At 67.4% G+C, this 9,914-nt stretch carries 9 protein-coding genes; 4 read left to right on the top strand and 5 right to left on the bottom strand.

All coding sequences use genetic code 11. The features are described 5' to 3' along the window. Positions 1–593 precede the first annotated feature (593 nt). From AQJ27_RS51070 to AQJ27_RS54435, 3 genes are all read left to right on the top strand, one after another. The gene (locus AQJ27_RS51070) at positions 594–1,712 is read left to right on the top strand and encodes a DUF6183 family protein (RefSeq protein ID WP_067385916.1); all 1,119 of its coding nucleotides are present in this window, start codon (positions 594–596) and stop codon (positions 1,710–1,712) included. A 306-nt stretch (positions 1,713–2,018) separates the two neighbouring features. Beyond that, positions 2,019–2,396 (top strand): SMI1/KNR4 family protein, encoded by a 378-nt coding sequence (locus tag AQJ27_RS51065; RefSeq protein WP_235614099.1) that lies wholly within the window; start codon positions 2,019–2,021, stop codon positions 2,394–2,396. Between the two features lie 80 nt (positions 2,397–2,476). Then, positions 2,477–2,650, top strand: a complete 174-nt coding sequence (locus AQJ27_RS54435) for an RICIN domain-containing protein (protein ID WP_079065971.1) — start codon at positions 2,477–2,479, stop codon at positions 2,648–2,650. 89 nt (positions 2,651–2,739) lie between these two features. On the opposite strand, the gene AQJ27_RS51060 is transcribed toward AQJ27_RS54435, so the two are convergent. The 3 genes from AQJ27_RS51060 to AQJ27_RS51050 all read right to left on the bottom strand — a co-directional run bounded on the left by AQJ27_RS51060 (position 2,740) and on the right by AQJ27_RS51050 (position 5,136). Continuing rightward, positions 2,740–3,405, bottom strand: coding sequence for a response regulator (locus AQJ27_RS51060; protein WP_067385914.1), 666 nt, complete (start codon positions 3,403–3,405; stop codon positions 2,740–2,742). Next, positions 3,402–4,622, bottom strand: coding sequence for a sensor histidine kinase (locus tag AQJ27_RS60455; protein ID WP_159064683.1), 1,221 nt, complete (start codon positions 4,620–4,622; stop codon positions 3,402–3,404). Before AQJ27_RS60455 ends, AQJ27_RS51060 begins: the two co-directional genes overlap by 4 nt. Positions 4,623–4,743: 121 nt before the next feature. After that, entirely contained in the window at positions 4,744–5,136 is a 393-nt protein-coding gene (locus AQJ27_RS51050) for a hypothetical protein (protein WP_067385908.1), read from the bottom strand. 824 nt (positions 5,137–5,960) lie between these two features. On the opposite strand from AQJ27_RS51050, the gene AQJ27_RS54430 reads away from it, so the two are divergent. Further along, positions 5,961–7,820, top strand: a complete 1,860-nt coding sequence (locus tag AQJ27_RS54430; protein WP_159064682.1) for a tetratricopeptide repeat protein — start codon at positions 5,961–5,963, stop codon at positions 7,818–7,820. 117 nt (positions 7,821–7,937) lie between these two features. Here the strand turns inward: AQJ27_RS54430 and AQJ27_RS51035 are convergent, their stop codons facing one another. Both AQJ27_RS51035 and AQJ27_RS51030 read right to left on the bottom strand, forming a co-directional pair. Then, complete coding sequence (locus AQJ27_RS51035; protein ID WP_235614100.1) at positions 7,938–8,870, bottom strand: alpha/beta fold hydrolase; 933 nt, start codon at positions 8,868–8,870, stop codon at positions 7,938–7,940. Positions 8,871–9,334: 464 nt separating this feature from the next. Beyond that, positions 9,335–9,592, bottom strand: coding sequence for a hypothetical protein (locus AQJ27_RS51030; RefSeq protein WP_067385899.1), 258 nt, complete (start codon positions 9,590–9,592; stop codon positions 9,335–9,337). Positions 9,593–9,914: the final 322 nt, after the last annotated feature.

Here is a 9,914-nt window from a genome sequence, read left to right as displayed (position 1 = left end):
ATGTATGCACCTCATCTCACCTCATCTCACCTCAAGGGAACCGCACTCGTATGAAATGACGTGACAACTCCACGACTTCGGCGTGCGTGGCGCGGAGGGCGAAAGACGCGGAGACCGGAGATCGAGACGATGTTCAGGAGGTCAGCCTGGCGGATCTGCCCGCGGCCCGTCGTGCTGAGAACTGCGGCCTCCGCGCCCCCCTCTGCCGATCTCGTTCAGGAGGATCGCCGCAGCGACACCGGCGGCCACACCGATGATGGTGTCAGCCAGACGCAGGATCGGCTCCTTCCATGCCTCCTGCGGGCTGAGACCTGCGACGACCGTGATGACCGTGGTGGTGATGGCCGCGGGCACCTCGGCGTCGGGCTGGCCGATCAGTCCGCGAACAGCGCCGCCGGCTCGTCGCCGGACTGAGGTCCTTGACTGGCGAGCCGGACCCTTATGCCGACGTGTACCCGGTCTTCGATGAGTGAGCAGCTCGCAGGCCCGGACTTCGACATGTGGATCTCCGTAGTGATCGGAGCCCCAGGTGTCAACGATGATCGTCAGTTTTTGAGACCGCTGCACGAGGCCGAGGATTTAGGTGGCAGACCGTGAAAGACACCAAGGGCGATCTCGGCGGCCTCGTGTGGGGCCAGGCCGAACAGCGCGCCGCACAAGGTGACGCCTCGTACGTGCGCGAGCTGGGGATGCGGCTGGCCGACCTGCGCGCGGCCGCTGTCGACCAGGTGCGGGAGTACGAGCGCCAGCTGGACCACGTGGTGCGGGTACTTGCCCTCACTCCCGGCCGTGACAGCCTGGTACAGCTGCTCCGACTCCTCGATGAAAAGCGCCCATCCACTACGGGCTCCGGTCTCCTGCCGTGGTTCGTCGCCTCACTGCTCGCGGAGCACCAGCAGGTCGCCGACCTGGCAGCCACCGTCTTCGATGGACGCGAGTGGGAGCGGCTGGACGAGTTGCGCGCCTGCCTCTTCCAGGAGTTGGTGCTCCGCGGCGTGGACATCGACACGTTCCCGACGCTCCGCTCCTGGCCACTCGTACGACCTGGCTGGCACCCCCTGGCCTGGTTGCCGGTGCACCGCCGCGACTTCGAGGCCAACGCCGACTTCCCGAGCCGCTCGATCCGCGGCTCCGCCAGTGGGGTGCCGCGTCGGTTGCCCGAAGAGGGCCGCATGAGCCCGCCGACACCACGTACCACCGAGCGGTCCGCCCTTCGCGACATCGCCACCACGGACATGTACGAGAGCATCGTCGCCGCCGTACAGGCAGGGGAGTGGGGTGACTGCGGCGCCTGGGTCTTCATGCTGGACGAGACCATCGCACCCGAGCGGGTGCCCGCTGTACTGCCGACCCTGCCCATGGCATGCGTCGACGGGCTCGGCCCCACGGATCGCTTTGAGATCTCCAACCGTCCGGTGGACGAAATCTGGCGCCTGCTCTTCGCCACCGCGTCGATGGGCGGCATGGGCACCTCGGGCGTGCACGGTGCCTACGGGCGGCTATGGGCGTGGCGTTCGATGGCGGGGCTCAGCGGCGCTCCGAAGGGCGCGAGCGCGGATGAGGTGGAGCGCCATGTCCGGCAGAGCGCATGGTTCCACTTCGAGGCCGATACGGACTGGTTCCACAACGACATCGGCTCCGACTACGGCATAGCCGCCCTGTCGCCCGACTGCCGCCGGATCGCCGTGCTGGCGGCGACGGACACCGACTAGAGACCCAGCCGGACCAGGTTCCTGACACGCACTGTGTCGACTGGGCCGGATGAGACGGCTGTCGGCTTCGTTGGGAGTGGACCGTAACCCTCAGTCCGCTGCCGCTGCCGGTGCCCGGAGCGCACCTCGTGGTCGGCATCGTGCCGGCCGTCTCTCAGCAAGTCGTGCACCGCACGCACGTGTTGGTGAGGTGTCGCAGTGGGCCGATGACGTACGAGTTCCGCAGGCGTGGCTAAGCTCGCGATCATGTGGAGGCAAGCAGTGCGGGAGATCTTTCCCGGGGCAGGGCTTCGGGAGCCGACTGAGATGTCCGAGATTGTCGAAGCTGAAAGGCGGCTGGGGCGAACCCTGCCGACCGAGCTCAAGCAGTTGCTTCGGGAGAGCAACGGGGTGGTTGGCCACTCCCATGTGGACACGGTCTGGAACTCCGACCAGATCGCCGAGCAGAATCTGCTCTTCTGGTCCAACGAGTCCTTCGCGCAGCTGTATATGCCGTTCGACGCCCTTCTGTTCTTCGGGAGCAACGGGGGCGGTGACCAGTTCGCCTTCGTGCAGAAGCCACAGCGGGCAGACATCTTCGTCTGGGAACATGAGAGCGACAGCCGCCGGTGGGTGGCCAACAACCTGCGGGACTACCTCGGACGTTCGCTACGAGTCGGCGGAGACGACTGGTACCAGCTGTAAACAGCCCGCTGAGGATGAGCAGCTGAATGGGCGCCGTAATCACGGCCGGGTGAGGATGCGTATCCGGAGGAGCCGGAACGATGCACGTCGGTACGTGGCCCCTTTGGGTAAACCTGCTCAACTCGGACGGGACCGTCACAAACGTCGACTCCGGGTTGTGCCTGGACGCGAGCAACGCGGCGACGAGCCAAGGGACATCGCTGGTGCTGTGGACCTGCAACGGCGGGACCAACCAGCTGTGGAGTCAGAGTTGATCTGGTCGTCCTCTGGGCGCGGGCGGACACTGCCCGGCGGCGCCCACGCGCATCCCGGACAGAGCCACAACGGGCCCCCGGCCGCGAGATCACACCTGGTCCGTGGGACTCGCCTCTCCGCGCAACCCTGCGCGCATGGCGAGCAGCCCGGCCTGTACCCGGCTCTCGCAGTGCAGTTTCTCCATGATCCGGGAGACATGGGCCTTCACGGTCGGCACGCGCAGGCTCAGCCGCCGGCCGATCTGGGCGTTGCTCAGCCCGTCCGCTATCGCCACCAGCACCTCCCTCTCGCGTGGTGTGAGCGAGGGAAGCCGGGGCGGCACGGTCGGCGGTGGCTCGGCGGCCGCCCGGGCCACCAGGTGGTTCACCGCCTCGGGGGCGAGGGCATGGAGGCCGGCCGCGGTGTTCCGTACCGCGTCCAGGACCTGGCCCGGCTGGGCGTCCTTGAGCAGGAAGCCATGGGCGCCGGCCCGAAGCGCCGGCAGGAGATAGGTCTCGGCGTCGAACGTGGTCAGCATCAGGATCCGCGGTGGTGCGGGCAACGCGGACAGTTCCCTGGCGGCGCCCACTCCGTCCAGGCCGGGCATCTGCACGTCCATCAGCACCACGTCAGGGGTCAGCCGGACACAGGCCTCGACCGCGGCCCGCCCGTCGTCGGCCTCGGCGACCACCGTGATGTCGGGAGCGGTCTGCAGCAGCAGGCGCAACCCGGTGCGGACCAGGGCCTCGTCGTCGGCGAGCAGGACCCGGATCACTGAGCCTCCCCGACGGGTTCTGCCCTCATCGTCTCCTGCTCCCCATTCGGTGCGGGCGGCGCGACGGGCAGCCGGACCCGGAGCCGGAACACGCCGTCCCGGTTCTCGGTGTCCAGGGTGCCACCGAGGAGCGCGGCCCGCTCCCGCAGACCGCGCAGGCCCAAGCCCGCGCCCTCGCCGGCCGCCTCGCCGGGCAGGCCGGTCACCAGGTTGGTCACCTCGCACTCCAGGTTCTCCCTGTTCACCCGCAGCCCCAGCGTGGCGCGGGCGCCGTGGGCGTGTTTGCGGATGTTGGTCAACGCCTCCTGGACGATTCGGTAGACCGTGTGCTCCACCGCCGGCGGCAACGGCTGTGCGCCGACCCGGACTTCCGTCACCGTCGCGGACCACGGTGCCCAGTCCACGGGCACGCCCGCCACCGCCGAGTCGGCCAGCAACTGGGGCAGATCCCGCAGTGCCGGGCCGGGCTGGAAGGAACTCTCTACGGTCTCCGGGTCACGTAGCACATCGAGGATCTGGCGCAGCTGAGCCAGCGCGCGCCTGCCGGTAACTCTGATCAACTCACCGGTCTCGCGGGCTCGCTCCGACTCCTGCGGGTCCACACTCAGCGCGCCCGCGTGCAGCGTGATCAGGCTCACCTCGTGAGCCACCACGTCGTGCATCTCACGCGCCAGCGCGGCCCGCTCCTCCGCACGGACCCGTCGGGCGATCAGCAGTGCCTCCCGCTCGGCCCGCTCGGCGCGCTCGGCCAGTTGCTCCAGTCTGGCGTGCCGGTACCGGATCACCGTGCCGCGCGAGGTGGGCGCGCCCACCAGCAGGGCTGCCCCCATGACGCCCACCACCGGGGCGCCCATGGTGAACTGACTGAGCACCGCGGTGGCGTAGACGCCGTACCGCAGAGGGCTCGCTGCCCGCCGTTTGGCCATCGAGTACATCGCAAACGGCAGGGCCGGCTGAACGGTCAGCAGGCTCGCTCCGGCGACCACGGCCGCCACCAGCGTGGGCCGGTCGCGCCGCCAGGCCAGCAGGAGCCCGGTGGCGCACTCCAGGACAAGGGAGACAGCGAGCGGCAGTGGCAGCAGGGACCGCGGTGCGGCGGCCGGCAGGAGTCCTCCAGAGGCGATCAGCCCCGCCAGCACCCAGGCAATCGGCTCGGAGGGCCACTGGATCCGGGCAGGGCGAGCCGCACCCGAGGTCGGCGCAGAGGAAACGGACACGTGTTCCAAGGTAAAGAGCCCTTCGGCTGATCGTTCCGGCAACTGCCGCCGACCGGCGCACAGTGGCTGCGCCTCGCCGGGACGGAGCGTGCCCCGGTGGGCCGGCGTGAGACCGAGCGGCTCAGGGCTTGGCGTTCTCGCTGCTCTTGTCGTTGTCCTGGGCGGCCTCGTCCTCGGCGGACGGCAGGGTCTGGGTGGCGGTGACCTTCCCGTCCCGGTAGCAGATCTGAAAAGTCTGCTTCTTCTCCAGGGAGACGTGCTTCTGCAGGTAGTAGTCGCAGGTGGTGCCGGCCGGCGGCTTCGGCTTGTCCTGCGGCTGGAGACCGCCGGGCTCGCCGAGGCGGTCGCGCACGGCGTCCCGGTTCTCGCCGACGTGAACGCCCTTGAACTGGGCCGTGGTGATCATGTGCGAGGTGATGTCGCTCGCGACGTGTCTGATGCTGAACCAGAGACCTACTCCGGCGAGCACGGCGAGTCCCAGGATTCCGAGCAGGATCTTTCCGGCGACGCGCATGGCAGAACTCCTTGGCTATGGGGGTACCGACGTTCTTTGACGTCGCCCAAGCAGTCTGTTCCGGCACTCCGCGCCGATCGTCGCCCTGAACGAGGAACCCGACCCCCGACTTTCGTATCCCCCCACGTCCTCTGTACGGAAAGAACCGCTGGCAAGCCCCGACATCGTTCCGCTGCGAAGGACCCCGTGACCGTCTACTGACCGTCACTGATCGCTGGGCCCGCCGACCCAACGGTCGGCGGCACCACGCACGTACTCCTGCAGGAAAGCCCATCTGACTTACAGCATGTTGAGGGTATATCGCTATAAGCGACTCCAGGCGACGGCAGGCGAACGCCGGCGCGGACTGGAGGTTTCAGTTTCCGAGGTGCGCCCAGGCGCTGGGGCGGTGGGGTGGGATGACGAGATTTCTGCGCGGCTCAAGGATGTTGACGACTGTGGTTGTGGTCTGCACGGCTGCGCTTTGTGCCGCGGCTCCCGCAGTGCTCGCGGCAGCCGCGATTACCTGGTGGTGGTTATTGGTCCCGGGAGCGGTGGTCGCGGCCGTTGCGGGGGCCTTCATGCCTGCGTTCCTGACCGACTTCCAACGGATGCGGGAGCGTGCAGAGGAACGTGATCTTGTGTTGCTCCGGGACTGCGTGGTTCTGCCCGGAGGTCAACTACCCCTAGTACGGGAAGTGCCAGATCCGATTCTGCTCGGAGTCCATCCCGCAAGGGATGCGGATGAACCAGGTCCTCGTGCAGACCAGATTGTCGGATACGGTCCTCGTGCGGGGCGTCATCGCGTACCGCCCTACGTGCCGCGCGACATTCACGATCGCGTCGTGGAGTTGCTGGCGGCCGGCGGCTTTGTTCTCTTGATAGGAGAGTCCACCGCAGGTAAGTCGCGCCTGGCGTACGAGACCATGTGCACCGCGCTGCCCGATCATGTTCTCATCGCGCCCTTGAACCGACTGGCTTTGCCCGCCGCCGTTGCGCGGGCCTCCCGGCTGCCCCGATGTGTTCTTTGGCTGGACGGCATGGAGCGCTTTCTCGGCCCTGAAGGGTTGTCGAGGTCAAGTATCAGTCGCCTGACCACCGGTGGTGGTCACCACCGTGTCATTGTCGGCACTCTTCGATCGGCGGAGATGACGCGGTACACCGCTCACACCGACACAGGGACCGCAGATGCCGCAGCGCTCTCCGAAGCGCGCGAAACTCTTGAGCAAGCAGTACAGCTTCGGCTGGCGCGGCTGTTCACGTGGAACGAGCGTTGCCGGGCGCGGACCAGGGCGTGGGATTCCCGGATCGCCGATGCCCTCAACTGCGCCGGAGACTACGGGCTCGCCGAGTACCTTGCCGCGGGGCCGGAACTGCTTGGTGACTGGCTCGACGCATGGGACGTGGGAAATCGTCCACGGGCGGCGGCACTCATCGCCGCTGCAGTCGACTGCCGACGTGCTGGTCTCACCCGTCCCCTCCCTCGGGCGCTCCTGAATAGTCTGCACGAGGCCTACCTGTACGAACGGGGCGGCTCGCGTCTGCGCCCAGAGGCACTCGAAGAGGCCTGGTCATGGGCCACCCGGCAACGCCGAGCTACTACCTCTCTACTCGTCCCTGTCGGTGGCTTGGACGTCGCTGACGGTCCCGTCGACGTTTTCGACTACCTTGTCGACACCAGCCAGATCCAAGCCACCCCAGAGACGCAGGTTCCCGAGCGTGTGTTCTCGGCGGTGTTGCCCCTCGCGGACGCGAGCGAAGCCGGACGCCTGGCTTCGACCGCACATGACTACGGGCTGTACGCCATCGGGGCACAGGCATACAGCCGCGCCCATCAGGAATACATGACCCACCTTGGAGCACTGCACCCCAAGACCCTGACCAGCCAAAGCAGCCTCGCCGTCATGCTGCGCCAGTTGGGGCGCCTTGCCGAGGCCGAGCAGTGTGCCCGAACGGCCGTCGAAGCCATGGCCAGCGTCCATGGTGCCGATCATCCTGAGACACTGACGGCCGGCAACTATCACGCCACATGCCTGTTCGACTTGGGACGCCTGGAGGAGGCCGAAGCCGGGCACCGAGCGGTGCTCGCGGCCCGGCTGCACGTGATGGGCCCCGAGCACCCGAACACTCTCTCCAGCCACGCTGATCTGGCCCTGGTCCTCTGTGAGATGGGTCGCCTGCAAGAAGCCGAGGCCCAGCACCGCATCGCGCTGGACACCCGCATCCGGCTCTTGGGGCCGGAGCATCCCGACACCCTCAGCAGCCGTAGTAGCTTCGCCGGACTATTGCGTCGGCTCGGGCGTTTGGAGGAGGCCGAACAGGAGCACGCTGCGGTCCTGGAAGCCCGCAGGCGCACCCTCGGTGACGAACACCCGAAAACTCTGACGAGTCGGGCCAACCGCGCTTCCTTGTTGCGTCGGCTCGGGCGTTTGGAGGAGGCCGAACAGGAGCACGCTGCGGTCCTGGAAGCCCGCAGGCGCACCCTCGGTGACGAACACCCTAAAACCCTCACAAGCAGGAATAATCTTGCCCTTGTCCTGCGAGATCTCGGGCGGTTGGAGCAAGTGGAACAGGAGCACCGCGCCATCTTGCGGGCACGTGTACGCGCGCTCGGGCCTGATCACCCCAAAACGAGGATCAGCCGGATGCACCTGGCCAGTGTCCTGCGAGACCTAGAGCGTGAGGATGACCTCGACGCCATATGAGACGCGTCGCTTCGGCGCGGCTGGAGCTCCGGAACTGTGGCCTTCACGCGGGACTGCGGGCAGAGCCGTTTTTGAGGATCACCGTCAGCCGCGGGTTGACGCTGTCCCGGAGCAGTGTCACGGCCGGGAGCGCCTCAGGCGGCGGCCCAGGAGGACGGCTCCTGCGCCGGCGATCAACGAGCCGGCGGCGATGCCGGTGAGTGCGGTCTCGGCCTGGGCGCCACGGGTGGTTCCGGTGGCGGCCAGCGCCGGCCGGGTGGAATCGGTCGCCGTGGCGGCTTGGAGGAGGAGGGCGGTAACCGCGTCGGGGTGGGAGACCATGGCCACGTGGGAGGAGTCGATCTCCACCGTGTGTGAACCCGCCCGTTTCGCCTCGAAGCGTTCCTGGTCGGGATTGATGGTCTTGTCCTGCTTCGCGACGAGGAACCATGACGGGATGTGCTTCCAGGCGGCCACCTTGGCCGTCTCCGAGAACGCAGTCGTCGCCGCAGGTCGCTGGGTGACCGCCATGACCCTCGCGGTGCTTTCCGGCAGGTCCGCGGCGAAGACCGGATGGAGCCTGTCGGGCTTGAGGTACAGGTCTGTCCCGCTGACGCCGCCGGCCCGGTAGGGAACGGACTTCGTGGCGGTGCCGAGTTCGCTGGGGAACTTGGCTCCCAGGGACATTCCGCTCTCGCCCACGTCGGGCATCAGTGCCGAGACGTACACCAGGGATTTCACCCGGGGGTTGGCCGCGGCGGCCGTGCTGATCACGGCGCCGCCGTATGAGTGACCAGCCAGCACGATCGGGCCCTTGATGCTGTCCAGCACGGAGGCGATGTAGGTGGAGTCGCTGTACAGCCCGCGCAGCGGGTTGGCGGGAGCGATGACCGTGTAGCCACGGCGTTGAAGCCGTTCGACCACCCCATTCCAGCTGGAGGCGTCCGCGAACGCCCCGTGCACCAGCACGATGGTGGGTTTGGTCGTGGAAGTGGTGGTGGTCGTGCCACCTACCGCGGCGACAGGGGCCGCCAGGGCCGTACACATGGCCACGGCGCACCCGGCCGCCATGACGTGTGCGCTACGTATTCGGCGCCGTGAACCCGTGACCGGAAATGCTGCCATGCCGTTCTCGCTTTCCGTGAGGCCTATGACACGGATTGTTCAGGTGTCCGTACCGGCAGGCTCGGTCAGCACTCCAACCGGGTGAAAGTAGTGGGTCCCGGGAGTGAATGTCGGAGGCGGAGGGTGTTCGGACCTACGTCTTGTCCCTGCGTGCCGTCCGATGACTGTTCAGCACCGTACGCAAAGCACTGGCTCGACCAGCTTTCCGTCGTAGAAAGCGTGCCACTGAGCGAACTTCCGTTCGGCTCGGGGAGCCCGAACTCGGCGACAAGCGGGGTCGGCTGTCAGCTACGAAGTCAGTCGGCGCTACCGAACGTTCTGGCGCCTTGCTGGATGGCCCGTTGCATTCAACGGGCCATCGAACAGGCAGCGGCACTCGCTGCGCGGTGCCACCGGGAGAACAGAGACGATCAGGAAGCGACCCTGGCGTTCAGCCCGTAGTCCAGTTCTGCACCATCGACCAGCACCGCCTCGACCGTACGTGTACTGGGGTCGATGTCGGCAACGATCCCGTCCCCGGCGTAGCGGGGGTAGCCCGAGGCACCCGTCTCGCCCGTCGCCTCGACGACTGCCGATCGCACGGCCGAGTCCTCCACGGAGGCGCCGCCTTTGTTCACGATGTGTTCAGGGACCAACAAGATACGGAAGCGCTGCGGCTCTGTAGTCATGCTCCGGTATTTAATCGCCTGTCCCGCCAACCGTGGGAAAGGCGCACGACAGGTCTGCGCAATCCGCTGGGACCGCGGTGCGAAGTCGAGCCTCTCGATGGAGGAGAAAAGGCGCAGGGGCAGCCGCAGGCAACCGCTACGGCCGACGGGTCGTACAAGCTGACCTCGGGCAACGCACTCGCCACCGGGTCCTTCGAAGCCAGGGTCACGCTCGCGACCACTCCCGCGCTCAACAAGCCCAGGCTGTGGGCGCGATGCCAGACCCCGGCCCCGGCCCACCAGCTCGCCCAGTACATCTCGATCCTCGTCCACAGCGCCTAGG

The organism is Streptomyces olivochromogenes (genome assembly GCF_001514115.1).
Classification (GTDB): Bacteria; Actinomycetota; Actinomycetes; order Streptomycetales; family Streptomycetaceae; genus Streptomyces; species Streptomyces olivochromogenes.
Note: the sequence above shows the minus strand (reverse complement) of the source record. Positions and strands in the feature narration are given on the sequence as shown.

Bases quoted from the DNA above. Each gene is read 5' to 3' on its own strand.
- AQJ27_RS51050 (WP_067385908.1), bottom strand. From the start codon at position 5,136: ATGCGCGTCGCCGGAAAGATCCTGCTCGGAATCCTGGGACTCGCCGTG.
- AQJ27_RS51035 (WP_235614100.1), bottom strand. From the start codon at position 8,870: ATGGCGGCCGGGTGCGCCGTGGCCATGTGTACGGCCCTGGCGGCCCCT.
- AQJ27_RS51030 (WP_067385899.1), bottom strand. From the start codon at position 9,592: ATGACTACAGAGCCGCAGCGCTTCCGTATCTTGTTGGTCCCTGAACAC.
- AQJ27_RS51065 (WP_235614099.1), top strand. From the start codon at position 2,019: ATGTCCGAGATTGTCGAAGCTGAAAGGCGGCTGGGGCGAACCCTGCCG.
- AQJ27_RS54435 (WP_079065971.1), top strand. From the start codon at position 2,477: ATGCACGTCGGTACGTGGCCCCTTTGGGTAAACCTGCTCAACTCGGAC.